General features: G+C 73.4%; 24 protein-coding genes. 22 read left to right on the top strand and 2 right to left on the bottom strand.

What is annotated here, in order from left to right; translation table 11 throughout:
* The first annotated feature begins 4 nt into the window (after positions 1 to 4).
* The 7 genes from MILUP08_RS25215 (at position 5) to MILUP08_RS25185 (ending at position 7,670) form a co-directional block, all read left to right on the top strand.
* Positions 5 to 1,504 carry a potassium/proton antiporter gene (locus tag MILUP08_RS25215; RefSeq protein WP_007463008.1) on the top strand — a complete coding sequence of 500 codons (1,500 nt, stop codon included), beginning with the start codon at positions 5 to 7 and terminating at the stop codon, positions 1,502 to 1,504.
* A 224-nt stretch (positions 1,505 to 1,728) separates the two neighbouring features.
* Complete coding sequence (locus MILUP08_RS25210; RefSeq protein ID WP_007463005.1) at positions 1,729 to 2,148, top strand: TraR/DksA family transcriptional regulator; 420 nt, start codon at positions 1,729 to 1,731, stop codon at positions 2,146 to 2,148.
* A gap of 65 nt (positions 2,149 to 2,213) precedes the next feature.
* Positions 2,214 to 2,828 carry a signal peptidase II gene (lspA, locus tag MILUP08_RS25205; protein WP_007463002.1) on the top strand — a complete coding sequence of 205 codons (615 nt, stop codon included), beginning with the start codon at positions 2,214 to 2,216 and terminating at the stop codon, positions 2,826 to 2,828.
* Positions 2,825 to 3,769: an RluA family pseudouridine synthase gene (locus MILUP08_RS25200; RefSeq protein ID WP_007463000.1), complete on the top strand. Its 945-nt coding sequence runs from the start codon at positions 2,825 to 2,827 to the stop codon at positions 3,767 to 3,769. Before lspA ends, MILUP08_RS25200 begins: the two co-directional genes overlap by 4 nt.
* A gap of 42 nt (positions 3,770 to 3,811) precedes the next feature.
* Positions 3,812 to 4,858, top strand: coding sequence for a hypothetical protein (locus MILUP08_RS25195; RefSeq protein ID WP_007462998.1), 1,047 nt, complete (start codon positions 3,812 to 3,814; stop codon positions 4,856 to 4,858).
* 95 nt (positions 4,859 to 4,953) lie between these two features.
* A complete protein-coding gene (locus MILUP08_RS25190; protein ID WP_007462996.1) occupies positions 4,954 to 6,708 on the top strand; it encodes a MinD/ParA family ATP-binding protein in 1,755 nt (584 codons plus the stop codon).
* A gap of 56 nt (positions 6,709 to 6,764) precedes the next feature.
* Positions 6,765 to 7,670: a DUF2567 domain-containing protein gene (locus MILUP08_RS25185; RefSeq protein ID WP_007462994.1), complete on the top strand. Its 906-nt coding sequence runs from the start codon at positions 6,765 to 6,767 to the stop codon at positions 7,668 to 7,670.
* On the opposite strand, the gene MILUP08_RS25180 is transcribed toward MILUP08_RS25185, so the two are convergent.
* Positions 7,585 to 8,289, bottom strand: a complete 705-nt coding sequence (locus MILUP08_RS25180; protein WP_007462992.1) for an LON peptidase substrate-binding domain-containing protein — start codon at positions 8,287 to 8,289, stop codon at positions 7,585 to 7,587. The two genes, MILUP08_RS25185 and MILUP08_RS25180, sit on opposite strands and share 86 nt — an antisense overlap.
* 106 nt (positions 8,290 to 8,395) lie before the next feature.
* Here MILUP08_RS25180 and hisD point away from each other — a divergent pair, with 106 nt between their 5' ends.
* From hisD to MILUP08_RS25120, 13 genes are all read left to right on the top strand, one after another.
* Complete coding sequence (gene hisD / locus MILUP08_RS25175) at positions 8,396 to 9,718, top strand: histidinol dehydrogenase (RefSeq protein ID WP_007462990.1); 1,323 nt, start codon at positions 8,396 to 8,398, stop codon at positions 9,716 to 9,718.
* Positions 9,715 to 10,788, top strand: coding sequence for a histidinol-phosphate transaminase (locus MILUP08_RS25170; protein WP_007462988.1), 1,074 nt, complete (start codon positions 9,715 to 9,717; stop codon positions 10,786 to 10,788). Before hisD ends, MILUP08_RS25170 begins: the two co-directional genes overlap by 4 nt.
* A complete protein-coding gene (gene hisB, locus MILUP08_RS25165; protein WP_007462985.1) occupies positions 10,785 to 11,396 on the top strand; it encodes an imidazoleglycerol-phosphate dehydratase HisB in 612 nt (203 codons plus the stop codon). Before MILUP08_RS25170 ends, hisB begins: the two co-directional genes overlap by 4 nt.
* Positions 11,396 to 11,569: a hypothetical protein gene (locus MILUP08_RS36105; protein ID WP_007462983.1), complete on the top strand. Its 174-nt coding sequence runs from the start codon at positions 11,396 to 11,398 to the stop codon at positions 11,567 to 11,569. The genes hisB and MILUP08_RS36105 overlap by 1 nt, the downstream gene beginning before the upstream one ends.
* A complete protein-coding gene (gene hisH, locus MILUP08_RS25160) occupies positions 11,566 to 12,201 on the top strand; it encodes an imidazole glycerol phosphate synthase subunit HisH (protein WP_007462981.1) in 636 nt (211 codons plus the stop codon). The genes MILUP08_RS36105 and hisH overlap by 4 nt, the downstream gene beginning before the upstream one ends.
* Positions 12,202 to 12,240: 39 nt before the next feature.
* The gene (locus tag MILUP08_RS25155) at positions 12,241 to 12,564 is read left to right on the top strand and encodes a hypothetical protein (RefSeq protein ID WP_007462979.1); all 324 of its coding nucleotides are present in this window, start codon (positions 12,241 to 12,243) and stop codon (positions 12,562 to 12,564) included.
* A 14-nt stretch (positions 12,565 to 12,578) separates the two neighbouring features.
* On the top strand, positions 12,579 to 13,304 hold the full coding sequence (gene priA, locus MILUP08_RS25150; RefSeq protein WP_007462977.1) for a bifunctional 1-(5-phosphoribosyl)-5-((5-phosphoribosylamino)methylideneamino)imidazole-4-carboxamide isomerase/phosphoribosylanthranilate isomerase PriA: 726 nt from the start codon (positions 12,579 to 12,581) through the stop codon (positions 13,302 to 13,304).
* Positions 13,301 to 13,690, top strand: a complete 390-nt coding sequence (locus MILUP08_RS25145) for a RidA family protein (RefSeq protein ID WP_007462975.1) — start codon at positions 13,301 to 13,303, stop codon at positions 13,688 to 13,690. Before priA ends, MILUP08_RS25145 begins: the two co-directional genes overlap by 4 nt.
* A 78-nt stretch (positions 13,691 to 13,768) precedes the next feature.
* Positions 13,769 to 14,215 (top strand): MarR family winged helix-turn-helix transcriptional regulator, encoded by a 447-nt coding sequence (locus MILUP08_RS25140; protein ID WP_039906623.1) that lies wholly within the window; start codon positions 13,769 to 13,771, stop codon positions 14,213 to 14,215.
* Between the two features lie 5 nt (positions 14,216 to 14,220).
* Positions 14,221 to 14,652: an organic hydroperoxide resistance protein gene (locus MILUP08_RS25135; RefSeq protein WP_039906621.1), complete on the top strand. Its 432-nt coding sequence runs from the start codon at positions 14,221 to 14,223 to the stop codon at positions 14,650 to 14,652.
* A gap of 47 nt (positions 14,653 to 14,699) precedes the next feature.
* Entirely contained in the window at positions 14,700 to 15,698 is a 999-nt protein-coding gene (locus MILUP08_RS25130; protein WP_007462967.1) for an NADP-dependent oxidoreductase, read from the top strand.
* 73 nt (positions 15,699 to 15,771) lie between these two features.
* Positions 15,772 to 16,539 carry an imidazole glycerol phosphate synthase subunit HisF gene (hisF, locus tag MILUP08_RS25125; protein ID WP_007462965.1) on the top strand — a complete coding sequence of 256 codons (768 nt, stop codon included), beginning with the start codon at positions 15,772 to 15,774 and terminating at the stop codon, positions 16,537 to 16,539.
* Positions 16,540 to 16,715: 176 nt separating this feature from the next.
* Positions 16,716 to 16,922: a DUF397 domain-containing protein gene (locus MILUP08_RS25120; RefSeq protein ID WP_007462963.1), complete on the top strand. Its 207-nt coding sequence runs from the start codon at positions 16,716 to 16,718 to the stop codon at positions 16,920 to 16,922.
* Between the two features lie 283 nt (positions 16,923 to 17,205).
* Here MILUP08_RS25120 and MILUP08_RS35530 read toward each other — a convergent pair whose 3' ends face one another.
* Entirely contained in the window at positions 17,206 to 17,454 is a 249-nt protein-coding gene (locus MILUP08_RS35530; RefSeq protein WP_007462960.1) for a hypothetical protein, read from the bottom strand.
* A gap of 174 nt (positions 17,455 to 17,628) precedes the next feature.
* Between MILUP08_RS35530 and MILUP08_RS25115 the strand changes: the two genes are divergently transcribed.
* Entirely contained in the window at positions 17,629 to 18,846 is a 1,218-nt protein-coding gene (locus MILUP08_RS25115) for a helix-turn-helix domain-containing protein (protein WP_007462958.1), read from the top strand.
* Positions 18,847 to 18,857: 11 nt separating this feature from the next.
* A complete protein-coding gene (locus tag MILUP08_RS25110; protein ID WP_007462956.1) occupies positions 18,858 to 19,400 on the top strand; it encodes a GNAT family N-acetyltransferase in 543 nt (180 codons plus the stop codon).
* Positions 19,401 to 19,454: the final 54 nt, after the last annotated feature.

Genomic DNA, 19,454 nt, shown 5'->3' with positions numbered 1-19,454 from the left:
AACCGTGACGCCCGGGCTGGATATCGCGCTGCTGGTCGGTGCGGCGGTGCTGCTGGTGGCGGTCGGCGCCGTCCGGCTCTCCAGTCGCCTCGGGGTGCCCAGCCTGCTGGTCTACCTGGCGTTGGGTGTGGCCATCGGCGAGGCCGGGCTGGGTATCCGCTTCGACGACGTCGAGCTGACCCGCACCCTCGGCTTCTGCGCGCTGATCGTGATCATCGCCGAGGGTGGCCTGACCGCCCGGTGGAGCGCGCTGCGCCCGGTTCTCGGGCTGGCGTCCGCGCTCTCCACGGTCGGCGTGGTCGTCAGCATCGTGGTGGTCGGCATCGCCGTACACCTGTTGTTGGGTCTGGACTGGCGGTTGGCGTTGCTCTACGGCGCGGTGCTGTCCTCCACCGACGCGGCGGCCGTGTTCGCCACCCTGCGACGGCTGCGGCTGCCGCCGCGGCTGACGGCCACGCTGGAGGCCGAGTCGGGCATGAACGACGCCCCGGTGGTGCTGCTGGTGGTGCTGCTGTCGCACGCGGGCTGGTCGCATCCGTGGTGGTACGAGGTCGGTCTGGTCTGTTACGAGCTGGGCGTCGGCGCGGCGGTGGGCGTGGGTGCGGGCGTCGCCGGCACGTGGGCGCTGCGCCGGGCGGCGCTGCCGTCCGCCGGGCTGTACCCGATCGCGGCGGTGGGTATCACCGTCCTGGCGTACGCCGCCGGCGCCGTGCTGCACGCCTCGGGCTTCCTCGCCGTCTACGTTGCCGGGGTGCTGCTGGGCAACGCCCGGCTGTCGCACCGGCGGGCGATCCTCGGCTTCGCCGACGGGCTGGCGTGGCTCGCCCAGATCGGGCTGTTCGTGCTGCTCGGGTTGCTGGTCTCGCCGGGCCGGTTGGACGCGGCGGTGCTGCCGGCGGTGGTCGCCGGTCTGGCGCTGGTGCTGCTGGCCCGGCCGCTGTCGGTGGCCGTGTCGGCGCTGCCGTTCCGGGTCGGCCTGCGCGAGCAGGCGTTCCTGTCCTGGGCCGGGCTGCGCGGGGCGGTGCCGATCGTGCTGGCCACCATTCCGCTCTCCGAGCGGGTGCCGGGCGCGGAGCGCCTCTTCGACGCGGTCTTCGTACTGGTGGTGATCTTCACGCTGGTGCAGACCAGCACTCTCGGTCCGTTCGCCCGCCGGCTGGGGACCACCGCGCCGGCCGAGGCCACCGAGCTCCACGTGGAGACCGCGCCGCTGGAGCGGATGCGGGCCGATCTGCTCCAACTTGAGGTGCCTCCGGGCTCGCGGCTGGCCGGCGTGCACGTCGACGAGCTGCGGCTGCCGGTGGGCGCCTCGGTGACCCTGGTGCTGCGCGACGGGGTGGGTTTCGTGCCCGGCCCGGACACCCGGCTGAAAACGGGCGACAGCCTGCTGATCGTCGCCACCGGTGGGGTACGCGACGCCGCCGAACGGCGGTTGCGGGCGGTCAGCCGACGGGGTCGGCTGGCCCGATGGTTTGGCGAGTACGGGGATGAGGCGGTCGGTTGATCTGCTAGCGTTCCCTTTGCCCCAGTTAGGCAGGGCTCGGGGCTGTTGAGCGGTACGACGGTGCGCCACGTTGTCGGACGCCTGTACGTTCCGTATTCTTGCCAACCTCCGGAGTGCGCGGCCATCGTCGCCGTGCGCCCGTTTTCGTACTGTGGGGGCCGCCTTCGTCGGCGCCCCTGACCAGGTGCCGCGACCGCGCGGCTCCGCGGCCGAGGGAGCGACCCATGGCGAAGCCAGCCGACACCAGGACCGCCGGCCGCAAGCCGGTGGCCAAGGCCACCCGCAGCGCGGCGGAGACCGAGAAGATCCGGGCGGCGCTGGCGGCGCGACGGGACGAGCTGCGCGCCGAGTACGATCAGACGCTGAGCGAGATCACCGAGCTGCAGCGCGATCGGTTGACGGACTCGGCCGGGGACGACCAGGCCGACACCGGCACCAAGACGTTCGAGCGGGAGCAGGAGATCTCTCTCGCCAACAGCATTCTGGAACGGATCACGCAGGTCGAGCGCGCCCTGGAGCGCCTCGACGAGGGTGGTTACGGCTGGTGCGAGCGGTGCGGCAACCCGATCCCGGTCGAGCGCCTCGCCGCCTTCCCGTCGGCCACCCTGTGTGTGACGTGCAAGCAGTTGGAGGAGCGGCGCTGAGGCCCGGTCCCCGTCTGCGATGAGACGGTGAGCGATCACCGCCGAGACACCTCGATGGGGAGCGCATGACCGCAGCACCGCCCGCCGACCCCGGCCGTACCGACCCGGGCGGCGGTAAGCCCCGGCCCCGGGCTGTCGCGATCCTCGCCGGGGTGGCACTGGTGGCCCTGGTGGCCGACCTGGTGACCAAGCACCTCGCGCTTGCCGCCCTCACCGACCGGGAGCCGGTCCGGGTCCTGGGTGGGCTGGTCTACTTCAGCCTGACCCGCAACAGCGGCGCCGCGTGGAGCATCGGAGCGGACTACACCTGGGTGTTTCCGCTGATCACCATCGGTGTGGTCGGCTGGATCGTCTGGATGGCGCTGCGGCTGCGGTCCCTGCCGTGGGCGATCTCCCTCGGCCTGGTGCTCGGTGGCGCGCTGGGCAACCTGATGGACCGGATCTTCCGGGCGCCCTCCCCGTTCCACGGCCACGTGGTCGACATGATCAGCGTCTTCGGGCCGTACGGCGAGTACTTCCCGGTGTTCAACCTGGCCGACAGCTCGCTGGTCTGCGGTGTGCTGCTGGCCGTGCTGCTCGAGCTGACCGGTCGTCAGCGGGACGGCCGCCGGGCCGGCCGTGACGGCGCCTCCGCCGACGCGGGCGCCACCGCCGACGCCGAGCAGAGGGAGCGGGCATGACCTCCACATTCGCCTCCGGTGGCGACCACCGTTCGCTGCCCGTGCCCGACGGTCTCGACGGCATGCGCCTGGACCAGGCGGTGTCCCGGCTGTTCGGCCTCTCCCGTACCGCCGCCGCCGCACTTGTCGACGCGGGCGACGCCCTCGTCGACGGCGCTGCCCGACCCAACTCCCACAAGGTCAAGGCCGGCTCCTGGCTGGACGTCACGCTGCCCGCCCCGGTCGCCCCGCCGACCGTGGTGCCGCAGGCGGTTCCCGGCCTGCGCGTCGTGTACGCCGACGACGACATCGTGGTGGTGGACAAGCCGGTGGGCGTGGCCGCGCATCCCAGCCCGGGGTGGACCGGCCCGAGCGTGATCGGCGCCCTCGCCGCGATCGGGCACCGCATCTCCACGAGCGGCGCCGCCGAGCGGCAGGGCGTGGTGCACCGCCTCGACGTGGGCACCACGGGGATCATGGTGGTGGCCAAGAGCGAGCAGGCGTACACGGCGCTGAAGCGGGCCTTCAAGTACCGCGAGGTGGACAAGGGCTACCACGCGGTGGTGCAGGGGCACCTGGACCCGCTGCGGGGCACCGTGGACGCGCCGATCGACAGGCACCCCACCCACGACTACCGCTGGGCGGTGGTGTCCGGCGGCAAGCCGAGCATCACCCACTACGACACGCTTGAGGCGTTCCCGGCGGCAAGCCTGGTCGACGTCCGGCTGGAGACCGGCCGGACGCACCAGATCCGGGTGCACTTCTCCACGCTGCGGCACCCCTGTGTGGGTGACCTCACGTACGGCGCCGACCCCACCCTCTCGGCCCGTCTCGGCCTGGCCCGACAGTGGCTGCACGCCCGCGAACTGAGCTTTGTGCACCCCCGTTCGGGGGACGAGGTCCGGTTCGTCAGCGACTACCCTGACGATCTGGAACGTGCGCTTGAGATCCTGCGTGACTGAGCGGCGACCACCCGACGACGATCCGACGAGGGGATCCCGCCCGTGCGCGCCGGCGACCTGCTGCGGCAGCTGGACCAACGGCTGCTGCCGCCGCTGACCCGGGCGGTGGCCCGTCTCGGTGACCGGTCGGGGCGGTCCGGGGTGCTCACCTGGGCCGCCGTGCTCTCCGCGGCGGCGGTGCTGGGCACCGCCGTGTGGGCCGCGGACGACGCGCCGGTGGGCGACCGGACGGTGGGCGAGGTGACCCGCGTCGGGGTGGCCGACGGCGACTCCGTCCCCGGCTACCTGCGCTCGGCAGCTGCCGACCTGGCCGCGCTGAGCCCGACCGCCCCGGCCACCGGGGACGGGACGTACGCCCTGGTCGTGCTCGACGCGTACCTGCCGCCGCAGCGACTGACCGCGGTGCTCGGCGACGTGTCGGTCTCGACGGTCTTCGGGCGGGTGCCGCTGCCCGGCCGGCAGACCGAGATCGTCCGGATCCCCGCGCTGCGCGTGCCGGACGACGTGGTCGCCGGCATGGCGCAGGTGGCCACCCGCAAGGACGGCGAGGCCGCCGACTACCGGGCCAGGGCCGCCGGGGTGCGCGGCGACGGCGCCGCCGACCGCGAGCTGCGGGAGCGGTACGCCACCGACGCCGACGTGGCGAGCGCCGAGGCGGCGGCGTACCGCACCGGCTGCGCCTGCGTCTACGCGGCGGTGGTGCGCGCGGCGCCGGAGGTGCTGCGGGGCGTCGCCTCCCGCCCGGACGTGCGGGCCGTCGACCCGGCGCCCGAGGTGTACCGACTCGACCGCACGGTCTTCAACCCGCCGCTGCCCGAGCAGCACGACGTGGTCCGCCCGCCGGCCGACACCGGGCCCGGTCCCGAGCCGACGCCGGTGGCGAGCGGATGGTCGACGCCGAGCGCGCCGAGCACGCCGAGCACGCCCAGGCCGCCGGTGCCGATGGGCGAATCGTCGGAACCCGCACCGCTCGTAACAATTCCGTCACCCGAGTCGCCCTCGGTCGAGCCCACCGAGGCGGCCCCGCCGAGTGTCACCACCTCCCCGGACGCGACAGGCGTCGGGTTGCTGCCGCCGTCCCCGTCGTGATCTGCGCCGGGTGGTGTGCGTGCTCAGGTGTGGTCCGAATAGGGTTTGGTTCGTAGCCTGTCAGACAGAGATCGATGGTGCTGGGAGGGCGGGCCGTGGAGGGCAGTGAGACCGGCTGGGGCCGGCCGGCCGAACCAGCGCCGAGGTGGCGGGCATTGCTGGACCGTGCCCGGCTGGGCGGCCGGGCCGCTGAGCAGCCCGAGCCCGAGCGCCGGGCCGACGAGGCGCCGCCGGATCCACTGCCGCGGCGCGCGGCCCCCAACGGCTACGCGGGGCGGGCGTCGGCCATCGGGCATCCGGCCGATCTGTCGTACGGCCAGGAGCCCGCTTACCGGGCCGAGGCGACCTACCGGGTCGACCCCGCCTACCGTGCCGAGCCGGGGTACCGGGCGGAGCCGGACTACCGGGCGGAGCCGGCGTACCGGGCCGAGCCGGACTACCGGGCGGAGCCGGCGTACCGGGCCGAGCCGGACTATCGCGCCGAGCCGGCGTACCGGGCGGAGCCGGACTACCGCGCCGAGCCGGCGTACCGGTCCGAGCCGGACTACCGCGCGGAGCCGGACTACCGCGCGGAGCCCGCGTACCGGGCCGAGCCGGACTATCGCGCCGAGCCGACCTACCGCGCCGACCCGGGCTACCGGGCCGAGCCGACGTACCGCGCCGACCCCGGTTACCAGGCCGAGCCGACCTACCGCGCCGACCCGGGTTACCAGGGCGAGCCCGAGCCGTCGTCGCGCCGGGCCGAGCCGGAGTCGCGCTACGCCCTCCTGGACAACGGCTACCGGCAGGGCAACCCGGCGGGGGAGTCCCGGTACGCGCTGCTGGAGACCGGTTACCAGCCGGAGACCGGCTACCCGACACAGGCGCCGCCGGTGACCCCGCCGGTCCCGGCTGTCGCGCCGCCACCTGTCGCGCCGCCACCTGTCGCGCCGCCACCGGTCACCCCGCCGCCCGCCCCGCCCGTCACGCCGCCACCGGGCTCGGCCATCGCCGAGCGCGGCTACCCCGCCCGGATCGAGTGGCGGCCGCAGGGCGTCGACCAGGAGCTGGAACGCGCCACCGGCGTGCTCCGCCGCGACCTGGGCACGCCACGCGTGTTCGCCTTCGCCAACCCCAAGGGCGGGGTGCACAAGACCACCGCCACGGTGCTGGCCGCCGCCACCGTCGGCAGCGTCCGGGGGCGGGGCGTGCTCGCCTGGGACGACAACGAGCTGCGCGGCACCCTGGGGCTGCGCGCCGGCAGCGCCCGGCACGCGCGCACCATCCGGCACCTGATCAGCGACCTGGCCCAGATCGAGATCCTGGAGGACGCCACCCTGCTGGAGCGGCTGGACGACTACCTGCGGCACGCCTCCGACGGCTCGTACGACGTCCTCGCCGGCGAGGAGAGCCCGCGCTTCGCCCAGCGACTCGACCAGTTCACCGTCAAGCGGGTGCTCGAGCTGTTGCGGCGTACGCACGACGTGGTCTGTGTGGACACCGGCAACAACGTGGAGAGCGCCAACTGGCGCACCGTGATGCAGGCCGCCGACCAGCTTGTCGTGACCACCGTGCCCCGTGAGGACGCGGCGTTCAGCGCCGACTGGATGCTCGACCTGCTGCACGAGGAGGGCATGGGCGAACTGGCCGACAACGCGGTCACCCTCATCTCCTGCCCCACCCCCGGCCGCTCACCACTGCAGGACGACCTGGAGCGGCACTTCGCCACGCGTACCCGCGCGGTGGCCGTGGTGCCGTACGACCCGGCGTTGGAGACCGGCTCGTCGATCGAGTACCACCAGCTCCAGCCGGAGACCCGGCAGGCGTGGCTGCGGGCCGCCGCGGCCATGGCGGAGCCGTTCGCCCGGTGAGCTGGTTCGCCGCCACCGGCACCCCGGCCCGTCGCGGGGCCTGAGAGGATCATCGGGTGAGCCCGGACAACCCCGACCCTGAGCGGCACGTCGACGACGCCGACCGGCCCGCCCCACCCCCATCCTCGGGTGCGGCACCGGCGGAGAGCGCGTCGGCCGTGCCGCCACCAGCCGCGCCGCCGACCGGGTTCGGCCCCGGCGAGTATCCCGCCGCGACGGGGTACCCGGGCGAGGGTCCTGCCGCGACGGCGTACCCCGGCGAATATTCTGCCGCGACGGCGTACCCCGGCGAGGCGGAGCTGGCCCCCGACGAGCCGCGCCGGCCGCTGCGGACGGTGGCGACGGTGCTCGGGGCCGTGCTCGCCCTGGCCGTGCTGGGCGCGCCGCTCGGGCTGCTCTGGGCCGTGCTCGCGCCGGACACCCCGGTGCTCAAGACCGCCGAGGGGGCCATCTACGCCGAGCCCCAGCCGGAGCAGCCGATCGCCGCGGACGGCTGGTTCAGCCTGCTCGGGCTGGCCTTCGGCGTGCTCGCGGCGCTGGCCCTGTGGTTCCTGCTGCGCCGCCGACGCGGCCCGGTCGGGCTGCTCGCCGCGGTGCTCGGCACGCTGGCCGCCGCGCCGGTGGCCTGGCAGGTGGGGCGTCGGGTCGGGCTGGCGACCTTCGACCGGCTGCTGGACAGCGCCCCGGCCGGTCAGGCGTTCACCAAACCCGCCGACCTGCGCGCCGGTGGCGTCGACTGGCTGCTCGGCGTGCTGCCGGTGCCGCACGGCAACCTGCTGCTGCCGGCGTTCGGCGCCGCGGTCACGTACACCCTGCTGGCCGGCTGGTCCCGGTGGCCGGGCCTGCGGCCGGAGCCGGAGCCGGACCCGGCGGCGTTCAGTTGGGTGTCGGCGGGGACGCCAGCTCCGACAGCGGCACCGGAACCGCCCGCACCTGGCGCAGCAGAGCCGCCTCGCGGTTGAGCAGCCGCAGCTCGGCGCGGAGCCGGGCGGCGGTGTCGTCGATCGCCAGCAGCCGCTGCCGGTCGTCCACCGTCAGCGCGGCGGTGGCCGCGACCAGGTGGGACAGCACCGTCGGGTCCTCCGGAAGCTGCTCGGAGATCTCCTCCGGGTCGGAGCGGATCAACCCGAGGTACTGCCGGAACACCGCGATCACGCGAGCGGCCAGCAGGTCGGCAACCTCGTCCGACCCGGCAGCCTCGGGCAGCCACTCGACCTCGGCGGTCAGGTAGGGCTCGGTGCTCTCGTCGACGTCGGCGATCCGGAACCGGCGCCGGCCGACAGTGACGATGTCGAAGCCGCCGTCGGCCAGCTCGGTGACCTGGCGCAGCTCGGCGGTGCAGCCCACCTCGTGCAGGGTGACGTCACCGACGCCGGTGCTCGCGCGCCCGCCGGGCCCGGCGGGCGCGACCTCCCAGCCGGCCTGGATGGCCACCACCCCGAACTCGCGGGACGCGCCCTCGGGCAGGTCGACCAGGTGCCGGACCAGGGCCCGGTAGCGCTCCTCGAAGATGTGCAGCGGCAGCACCAACCCGGGAAAGAGCACCGTTGCGAGCGGGAACACCGGCAGCCGTGCGGTCACATGGTCGAGCCTAACCAATCGCGCCCGCGACGGCGTGGCCCGGCTCACCGTCCCGCCGAGCGGGCGGCTGGGGTGGGCTCCGGGCGGGCCGCCTAGACTCGCAAGGGTGCTGAATCGGATCGACCTGCGCGACGGTCTCGGTGACCCGCGCCGCCTGCTGCCCCGTGCCCAGCTCGACGTGTCGGTGGCCGTCGAGCGGATCAAGCCGCTCGTCGAGGCGGTCCGGGAGCATGGGTACCCGGCGATCCGGGAGGCCAGTGAACGGTTCGACGGCATCTCACCGGAGGTGCTGCGGGTGCCGGTGGAGGCGATCGCCGAGGCCGAGGGTGTGCTCGACCCGGCCGTGCGCGCCGCGCTGCTGGAGTCGATCGCCCGCGCCCGCCGGGTGCACGACGACCAGCGGCGCACCGACCACACGACCCGGGTGGTGCCCGGCGGCACCGTCACCGAGCGGTGGCTGCCCGTCGACCGGGTCGGCCTCTACGTCCCCGGCGGCCTGGCCATGTACCCGTCGACTGTGGTGATGAACGTGGTGCCGGCCCAGGCGGCCGGGGTGCGCTCGCTGGTGGTGGTCAGCCCGCCGCAGAAGGACAACGGCGGCCTGCCCGATCCCCGCGTGCTCGCCGCGTGCGCCCTGCTCGGCGTCGACGAGGTGTACGCCGTGGGCGGCGCCCAGGCGGTGGCGATGCTGGCGTACGGGGCGGCGGTGGACCCGTCGGGCGCGCTGCGGTGCGAGCCCGTCGACCTGGTCACCGGCCCGGGCAACATCTGGGTGACCGCCGCCAAGCGGCTGCTGCGCGGTGTCGTCGGCATCGACGCCGAGGCCGGCCCGACCGAGATCGCGATCCTGGCCGACGACAGCGCCGACCCGGCGCACGTCGCCGCCGACCTGATCAGTCAGGCCGAGCACGACCCGCTCGCGGCGAGCGTGCTTGTCACCCCGTCGACGGCCCTCGTCGAGGCGGTCGAGCGGGAGTTGGCCCGGCAGGTGCCGGCCACCAAGCACGCCGAGCGGGTGACCACGGCGCTGACCGGCGAGCAGAGCGGCGTGGTCCTGGTCGACGACCTCGAGGCGGGGCTGCGGGTGGTCGACGCGTACGCGGCCGAGCACCTGGAGATCCAGACGGTCGACGCCCGGGAGTGGGCGCTGCGGGTGCGCAACGCCGGAGCGATCTTCGTGGGCGCGTGGTCGCCGGTGTCGCTCGGCGACTACTGCGCGGGCTCCAACCACGTGCTGCCCACCGGCGGCTGCGCCCGACACTCGTCCGGGCTGTCGGTGCAGTCGTTCCTGCGCGGCGTGCACCTGATCGAGTACACCGAGGCGGCGCTGCGCGAGGTGGCCCCACACGTGGTCACCCTTGCGAACGTGGAGGACCTGCCGGCGCACGGCCAGGCCGTGCAGGCCCGCTTCCCGGGAGGGCTGGCGTGACCTCGCTCGACGATCTGCCGATCCGCGACGACCTGCGCGGGCTGTCGCCGTACGGGGCGCCGCAGCTCGACGTGGCGGTGCGGCTCAACACCAACGAGAACTCCTACCCGGTGCCGGAGCCGGTCGTCGACGCGATCGGCAAGGCGCTCGCGGCCGAGCTGCGCGACCTGAACCGCTATCCGGACCGGGACGCGGTGGCGCTGCGCGCCGACCTGGCCGAATATCTCGGGCACGGCCTGACCGTCGAGCACGTGTGGGCGGCCAACGGCTCCAACGAGATCCAGCAGCAGCTGCTGCAGGCGTTCGGTGGGCCGGGGCGCACCGCGTTGGGTTTCGTGCCGGCGTACTCGATGCACCCGCTGCTGGCCCTGGGCACCGGCACCCGGTGGGTGCCCGCCCAGCGCGGCGTCGACTTCGGGTTGACCGCCGACGAGGCGGTGGCGCAGGTCCGCGAGCACCGGCCCGACGTGGTCTTCCTCTGCTCGCCGAACAACCCCACCGGCACGGCACTGGACCCGGCGGTGGTCGCCGCGGTGCTCGACGTCGCGCCCGGCATGGTGGTCGTCGACGAGGCGTACGCCGAGTTCGCCCGACCGGGCACGGTGAGCGCCCTCGCGGTGCTCCCCGGCCACCCGCGGCTCGTGGTCACCCGCACGATGAGCAAGGCGTTCGGCTTCGCCGGTGGCCGGCTGGGCTACCTGGCCGCCGACCCGGCGGTGGTGCGGGCGGTGCAGCTGGTCCGTCTGCCGTACCACCTGTCCGCGCTGACCCAGGCCGCCGCCCGCGCGGCGCTCGCCCACCGCGACGCCCTGCTGGGTACGGTGAGCGCGATCATGGCCCAGCGGGACCGGATCGTCGCGACGCTGCGCGGTCGCGGCCTGCGGGTGGCCGACAGCGACGCCAACTTCGTGCTGTTCGAGACCGGCGGCGACCAGGCCACCGCCTGGCGGGCCCTGCTGGCGCAGGGGGTGCTGGTCCGCGACGTCGGCCTGCCCGGCTGGCTGCGGGTGACCGCCGGCACGCCCGCCGAGACCGACGCCTTCCTTTCTGCGATGGAGACACTGTCATGAGCCGGACCGCCCGGGTGGAGCGGATCACCAAGGAGACCAAGGTCCTCGTCGAGATCGACCTCGACGGCACCGGCGCCGCCGAGATCAGCACCGGTGTGGGCTTCTACGACCACATGCTCAACCAGATCGCCCGCCACGGCGGCTACGACCTGACCGTGCGCACCGTGGGTGACCTGGAGATCGACGCGCACCACACGATGGAGGACACGGCGCTCGCGCTGGGCGCCGCGTTCGACGAGGCGCTGGGCGACAAGGCCGGCATCCGACGGTACGGTTCGGCGACCGTCCCGATGGACGAGGTGCTGGTCCGGGCCGCGGTGGACCTGTCCGGCCGGCCGTACGTGGTGCACGACGAGCCGGTGCTGGCGCCGTACATCGGGCCGGTCTATCCGACGAGCATGACCCGGCACATCTGGGAGTCGTTCGGCCAGGCGGCCCGGATCACCCTGCACGTCGACGTGCTGCGGGCGGCCCGCCCGGGTGGACACCCGGACGCGCACCACGTGGTGGAGGCCCAGTTCAAGGCGGTGTCCCGGGCGCTGCGCGAGGCGACCGCGATCGACCCCCGGGCGGCGGGCGCGATCCCGAGCACGAAGGGGGCGCTCTAATGGGTGCCGCGTTGCCGACGTTGCTGCTGATCCTGGCCGGGGTGCTGGTGGGTGGCGCGTGGTCGCTGCACCGGCAGGGCGCGCCGAGGGGCGCCGTGCTGATCACGGCGCTGCTCGCGCTGCTCGCCACGGCCGCCGGGGTGCTCCGGCTGATTCCGGAGTCGGGGTCGTGACCGCCGACGTGGTGGTGCTCGACTACGGCTCGGGCAACCTGCGCTCGGCGGAGCGGGCGCTGGCGGCGGCGGGCGCGACGGTCCGGGTGACCGACGACCTCGCCGCGGCGGCCGCCGCGGACGGTCTGGTGGTGCCGGGCGTGGGCGCGTACGCGGCGTGCATGGCGGGCATCGAGGCGCTCGGCGCCGGCCCGGTGATCGCGGAGCGGGTGGCCGCGGGTCGCCCGGTGCTCGGCATCTGCGTGGGCATGCAGGTGCTCTTCGAGCACGGCGAGGAGCACGGGGTGGTGACGAAGGGCCTCGGCCTGCTGCCCGGCGGGGTGACCCGGTTGGCCGCGCACCGCCTGCCGCACATGGGCTGGAACACGGTCCGCGCGCCCCGGGGGTCGGTGCTGTTCGCCGGGTTGCCGGAGCAGAGCCGGTTCTACTTCGTGCACTCGTACGCGATGGGTGAGCCGGCGGCGTTGGCGGCTGCGGGGGCCGTGGTGACGACTGCCCACCACGACACCGACTTCGTGGCGGCGGTGGAGCGCGGGCCGCTGTCGGCGGCGCAGTTCCATCCCGAGAAGTCCGCCGACACCGGTGCCGCGTTGCTGCGCAACTGGCTCGCCACCCTGCCCGCCGGTGACTGAGCGCCGGCACCGCCCGGTGTCCGGCGGGCGGGCGTCGCGGTGAGCCGGGAGCGGGCCCGTCGGCGGGCGGAACGTGAGGCGGTCCTGGCGCGGGAGCGGGCGGCCCGCCAGCGCCGGGTGGCGCGTCGGCAGCGCCGCCGCGCGGTGGTCCGCCGGTTGACGCCACAGTTGCGGCGGGGCCGCACGGGCCGGCTGGCTCGGCACACGCGGGGTGAGCGGGCGGCTATCGTGCTGCTCACCGGGGCGGCGCTGATCCTGATCTGGACGTTCGTCGACGATCTGGCGCTGCGTGTCGCGCTTATCGTGCTGTTGCTGCTCGTACTGCCGGCGATCGTGGTGATCGCTCTGGACCGTCGTACCTGATCGAGGAGAAGACGTTGAGTCTCACCCTGTTACCCGCCGTGGATGTCGCCGACGGCCGGGCCGTCCGGCTCGTGCAGGGCGCCGTCGGAAGCGAGAGCATCTACGGCGAGCCTCTGGACGCGGCGCTGGCGTGGCAGCGCGACGGCGCCGAGTGGATCCACCTGGTCGACCTGGACGCGGCGTTCGGCCGGGGCACCAACGCGCACCTGCTCGCCGAGGTGGTGCGCCAGTTGGACGTACAGGTGGAGTTGTCCGGTGGCATCCGTGACGACGAGTCGCTGCGCGCGGCACTGGGCACCGGGGCGAGCCGGGTGAACATCGGCACCGCCGCTCTGGAGAACCCGGAGTGGTGCGACCGGGTGGTGGGGGAGTACGGCGACCGGGTCGCCATCGGGTTGGACGTACGCGGTCAGACGCTGTCCGCGCGGGGCTGGACCCGTGACGGCGGTGACCTGTACGAGGTGCTGGAGCGCCTGGACAAGGCGGGCGCCACGCGGTACGTGGTCACCGACATCACCAAGGACGGCACGATGCGCGGGCCGAACCTGGAGCTGCTGCGCGAGGTGTGCGCGCGTACCGACCGGCCGGTGATCGCCTCGGGTGGGGTGTCCACCCTGGACGACCTGCGGGCGTTGGCCACGTTGGAGCCGCTGGGCGTGGAGGGCGTGATCGCCGGCAAGGCGCTGTACGCGGGCGCGTTCACGGTGGCCGAGGCGTTGCGCACGTTGGCCGAGGCGTGACGGTCACCCGGCTGGGCTCGGGGGGTGCGTGGGAGCAGCAGTACGGCTACTCCCGGGTGGTCCGGGCCGGTGACCTGGCCCTGACGGCTGGCTGCACGGCCACTGTGGACGGCCGGGTGGTGCACGTCGGGGACGCCGCCGCGCAGACCGCCCAGGCGTTGCGGATCGGGCTGGCGGCGCTCGCCGAGGTGGGCGTGGAGCCGGGTGACGTCGTCCGGACCCGGATGTACGTGACCGACCGGCTGCACGCCGACGAGGTGGGTCGGGCGCACAACGTGGTCTTCGGTGCGGTCCGGCCGGTGGCGACGCTCGTGGTGGTGGCGGGCCTGCTGGATCCGGAGCATCTGGTCGAGGTGGAGTTGGAGGCGTACGTCGGCGACCGCTGAGCCGGCGGTGGGCCTCGTCACTGTCGCGTTGCGGCCCGATAAGTTGTGCACAACTTAATTGCGGGCTACGGTTCACGGGTGACCGATGACCTGGTGCTGCGCCGACAGGTGTGCTTCGCGCTCTACGCCGCGTCGCGCGCCCTGACCGACGTGTACCGGCCGATCCTCGACGAGTTGGGGCTGACCTACCCGCAGTACCTGGTGCTGCTGGTGCTCTGGGAACGCCCCGACGACGCGCCCACGGTGTCCGAGCTGGGCACCGAGCTGCGGTTGGACTCCGGCACGCTCTCCCCGCTGCTCAAGCGGCTGGAGGGGGCGGGCCTGGTGGTGCGGCGGCGGTCGGCGCGCGACGAGCGGCGGGTCGAGGTGGGCCTCACCGAGCGGGGCCGGGCGCTGCGGGAGCAGGTGTGCGACGTCCCGCTGCGGATCGCGCAGGCCACCGGTCTGGGCATCGGTGAGCTCGTCGCGCTGCGCGACACCCTCACCCGGGTCACCGACACCATCCACCGACAGAAGGAGCAGTGACTCTCATGCAGGCTCTCTACACCGCGTCCGCGACCGCCACCGGCGACGGCCGCGACGGCCACGTCGAGACCTCCGACGGCACCCTCGCGCTCGACCTGGCGGTGCCGAAGGAGATGGGTGGCGCGGGTGGCGCCGCCAACCCCGAGCAGCTCTTCGCCGCCGGCTACGCGGCCTGCTTCCACAGCGCCCTGCGCCTGGTGGCCCGCCGCGCCAAGGCCGACGTGAGCGACTCCGTCGTCGCCGCCGAGGTCGGCATCGGCCCGAACGGCAGCGGCGGCTTCGGTCTCACCGTGCGGCTCGTCGTCGACCTGCCCGCCGTCGCCCGCGACGCCGCCGAGCAGCTCGTCGAGCAGGCCCACCAGGTCTGCCCGTACTCCAACGCCACCCGCGGCAACATCGACGTCGCGCTGACCGTCCGCGAGACCCTGGCCGCCTGACGCCCGCGGACCTGGACCCCGACCGCGGACGAGAGGACGACCACCCGATGACCAGCAACCGCGAGATCCACCTGGCGAGCCGCCCCGAGGGCTGGCCCACCGAGGACACCTTCCGACTCGTCGAGACCGACGTCCCGACGCCCGGACCGGGCCAGATCGTGGTCCGCAACCAGTTCATGTCCGTCGACCCGTACATGCGGGGACGGATGAACGACGTCAAGTCGTACGTGCCGCCGTTCGCCCTCGACGCCCCGCTCGACGGGGCCGCGATCGGCGAGGTGGTGGCCAGCGAGTCGGCCGACGTCGCGGTCGGCGACACCGTCCTGCACGGGCTGGGCTGGCGGGAGTACGCGCTGCTCGACGCCGGTGCCGCCCGGCAGGTCGACCCGGCCCTCGCCCCGGCCAGCGCGTACCTCAGCGTGCTCGGCATGCCCGGGCTGACCGCGTACGCCGGTCTGCTGGAGGTCGCCGCGATGAAGCCCGGCGAGACGGTCTTCGTCTCCGCCGCGGCCGGCTCGGTCGGCAGCCTGGTGGGCCAGATCGCCAAGCTGAAGGGCGCGGGTCGGGTGATCGGCAGCGCCGGCTCGGCCGCCAAGGTCGAGCGGCTGCGGGCGCTGGGCTTCGACGCCGCGTTCGACTACCACGACGGGCCGGTCCGCGACTCGCTGCGGGCCGCCGCCCCGGACGGCGTCGACGTCTACTTCGACAACGTCGGCGGCGACCACCTGGAGGCGGCGATCTCGGCCATGAACCTGCACGGCCGGGCCGCCATCTGCGGCATGATCGCCCAGTACAACGACACCGAGCCGCCCGCCGCGCCCCGCAACCTGTCCCTGGTCATCGGCAAGCGGCTCACCCTGCGCGGCTTCCTGGTCCGTGACCACAACCACCTGCGGGACGCGTTCGTCCGCGACGTCGCGGGCTGGCTGCGCGAGGGCACGCTCTCCTACGACGAGACGGTCGTCGACGGCATCGAGAACGCCCCGGCGGCGTTCCTCGGCCTGCTGCGCGGCGAGAACCTGGGCAAGATGCTCGTTCGTCTGTGATCGGTGCGTGGTGCGCGGCGGTCGGCCCGGTCGGGTCGGCCGCCGCGCCTCACGTGGAGGATAGGGTGACGGCATGACGGTGGCGGTGCGCGTGATCCCCTGTCTCGACGTGGACGCCGGGCGGGTGGTCAAGGGGGTCAACTTCCTCGACCTGCGGGACGCCGGCGACCCCGTGGAGCTGGCCGCCGCGTACGACCGGGCCGGCGCCGACGAGCTGACCTTCCTCGACGTCACCGCCTCCTCCAGCGACCGGGGCACCATGCTCGACGTGGTGCGCCGCACCGCCGAGTCGGTCTTCATCCCGCTTACCGTCGGCGGTGGGGTCCGGCAGGTCGGCGACGTCGACACGCTGCTGCGCGCGGGCGCCGACAAGGTGGGCGTGAACACCGCCGCCATCGCACGGCCGGAGCTGATCGCCGAGATCGCCGACCGGTTCGGTCGGCAGGTGCTCGTGCTCTCCCTCGACGTACGCCGTGCCCCGGCCGGCGGCACGCCCAGCGGGTTCGAGGTCACCACCCACGGCGGTCGGCGCGGCACCGGCCTCGACGCGGTGCGCTGGGCGCGGCAGGTGGCCGAGCTGGGCGCGGGGGAGATCCTGCTCAACTCGATGGACGCCGACGGCACCAAGGCGGGCTTCGACCTGGAGCTGATCGGCGCGGTGCGGGCCGTGGTGGACGTGCCGGTCGTGGCCAGCGGTGGGGCCGGCGAGGTGGCGCACTTCCCGCCCGCGATCGGGGCCGGCGCCGACGCGGTGCTCGCCGCGAGCGTCTTCCACTTCGGCGAGCTGACGGTGGGCGAGGTCAAGGACGCGCTGCGCCGCAGCGGTCACCCGGTGCGCTAGCCGACTTCTGGTCGACGTCCCTATCGCTCGGTCCAACGCCCCAGCTCGGTCCACCCTCGCCCCCGCGCACGTGGTACCCCCCATGTCGTCGATGTCTCCTGCTTCAACGCAAGTCCCAAGTGACCTACGCTTGACTGGTACCAACGCCACCCACCAACCCGTGGTAGGGAGACCACATGAACCGTGATTTCCTGACCACCGCTATCTGGCGCAAGAGCAGCCGTAGCCTGAACGAGAACGCACAGTGCGTCGAGGTCGCTTTGGCTTTGCACGCAGTCGGTATCCGTGACTCCAAAGACCCGCGCGGCCCCTCGCTGGTCGTGACCGCCCCACAATGGATGGCATTCATCGGCGGGCTCAAGGACGCGGGCCTGCGGCCCTGATCCGTGCGACTCAAACACCGAGGTCCTTGATCGGCCTCAAGCTGCCGTCGTGCTAGGTGTTCTGCCATGGAGGTTGGGGACGCGGCTGGCGGTGAACCGCCGGCTTCGGCACGCGGTGACGGTGGGCCCATTTGGTACGCGTCGTGCGCGATCAGATTCGCGAACGCTTCCGCCCGTTCCCAGCACCGTGCGCGGGTGCCGCAGATCGGGCATCGCCCGTGTCGCTGCTCATGCTCAGCCAGAATCCGCCACCAGCGGGCCAGTAGTTCGGCGGCGGGTGCAGTCACCGGGCTCCACCCATGTTCGCGCGGACCGCCGCGACCGAGACCTGCGCTTCGAAGCACCACCCGCCGGCACAGCCCGGTACGGGGCCAGCACACGTGTGCCCTCGCATCCGAACCATGCCGCCGACCGGCTGCTGGTCTACGACCACCGTCCACACCAGTTCGTCGCGGTTGGTGGGATTGGGGGTGATCTCCCATGCCAGCAAGTGCAGCAGGGTGCCCGCAGGCACATGAAGTCTGTCGGTCATGCTCGGCTCCGAGGCAGGGGGATATGGGCACCAGCCGACCGAGCGACCATTCCCGTTACTCCCGCTGGAAGCTGCTGTGCCAGGTGGGCTGATACGCCGAGAGTGGCCGATATGCTGCCCATACGGCAGGCGTGCGCGGTGTGCACACGTTCCTGCACACGCTGGGAGCCGACGATGGACGCTTTCGGGAAGCTGCTCAGGCAGCATCGGGAGAACGCTGAACTGTCCCTGCGACAGCTCGGTGCGATCATCCATTTCCAGTACAGCCACATCTCTCAGGTGGAACGCGGTGACCGCCGCCCCACCGAGGCGCTGGTCACGGCCTGCGACCGGGCACTGGACGCCGACGGCGCGCTCGTCGAGGCGTACCGGAGCGAGCGGGCCGGTGTCACCGACCTGCACCGGCGCACCATGCTGCGTGCCATGACGGCGTTGGCCGCCGCCCCTGCCGTCGCGCCCCTGGCTGGATTGGAGGCCCTTCGCCACGGCCTCAGCGACGCGGCGACCCCCGGCCATGACGAGTGGGACCAGATTGCGGCCGACTACGGCCACGGCTACTACCGGCAACCCCGTCCCGCGTTGATGGCCCATCTGAGTGCCGACCTGACGGTGCTGCAACACCAGATTGCCGCCGACCCTGGCGCGCGTCGACCTGGTCTCCTGCGGGCTGCTGCGCGCCTGTCCGTCATCGTCGCGTTGAGCCTTGTCGCGTCAGGCCAGGTCGTGATGGGTCGGCGCTGGTGGCAGACCGCCCATCGGATCGCCGACCAGTCCGAGGACACCGAGACCCGGGTGTTGGTGCGGGCTTGGGATGTGGTGAACGGCTGCTACGACGGACGACCACCATCGGCGGTCGTCGCCCTGTCGGACGAGGTGCTGCCCCTGCTGGGTCGGCAGGCCACGTCAGCCGCGTGTGGACTACTCGCTGGCCGGGCCCAGGCCCTCTCGTTGGCCGGGCGGCATGCGGAGGCGGTGGCGACGGTGCGGCAACTCGTCGACCTCGCTCCGCGGTTGCCGTCCTTGATCGTGAGCGACGTGGAGTCGCTGTGGGGGTGGCCGGAGCATCGGGTCCGCCACACCGAATCCTGGGTGTACACCCACGCCGGCCGGCTGGCCGAAGCCGAGGTCGCGCAGGATCTGGCCCTCGGCCTGTATCCCGCCTCGCAGACCCGGCTACGTGCGCAGGTGCAACTGCACCAGGCTGCCCGGCTGATCCGTGGCGGGCACATTCCCGACGGATTGCGGCACGCCGCCGACACCCTTGATGCGCTCCCAGCCCACCTGCACAACCACCTGCTGCGGTCGGTGGCCACGCAGGTCACGACCGCCGTACCCACAACGGAGCGGTCTCGGACCGCGTTCGTTGAACTCGCCGACCGGGTTTACGCCTAAGGTCTCCCGCGATGCCCGTGACGTACACCGCGCACAACCCCGGATCGGCTATCGCTGTGTTTCCGGCGCTGGTCGGCCTGTACGCGGTCGTCTACGCGGAGCCGCCGTACAACGAGGGACCGGAGCAGGTGGTCGGGTTCGCCAACGGCTTGCCCGCCGAAACGCAGCGCCCCGGGTTCACACTCGTCGCCGCCGACGACGCGGGCGGACTGGTTGGTGCGGCCTATGGGTGGACGATGCCCGCCGGCCGGTGGTGGACGCGCGCCGACACCGAGCCGCCCGCCCACGTCCGGAACGCCGACAAGTTCGCGGTGATGGAGTGGGTCGTGCACCCCGATCGGCGGGGTGAGGGCATCGGCGCGGAACTCATGCGCCGGCTCCTCGACGGGCGGTCCGAACCGTGGGCGACCCTCGCGTCCAACCCGGCAGCACCCGCCCGCGCCATCTACCAGCGCGCGGGTTGGCAGCAGGTCGGTGGGTCAGCGATGCCCGACGGAACACCCATGCACCTGCTTCTCCTGCCGCTATCGGCAGCGCCGGTCCAGCGTTGCTGACTGCCGGCCCGCGTCCGCGACGCCGAACGTCTCCAGAAGCCTGCGATCTCCGGG

The organism is Micromonospora lupini str. Lupac 08 (assembly GCF_000297395.2).
GTDB classification, from domain to species: domain Bacteria; phylum Actinomycetota; class Actinomycetes; order Mycobacteriales; family Micromonosporaceae; genus Micromonospora; species Micromonospora lupini.
Note: the sequence above shows the minus strand (reverse complement) of the source record. Positions and strands in the feature narration are given on the sequence as shown.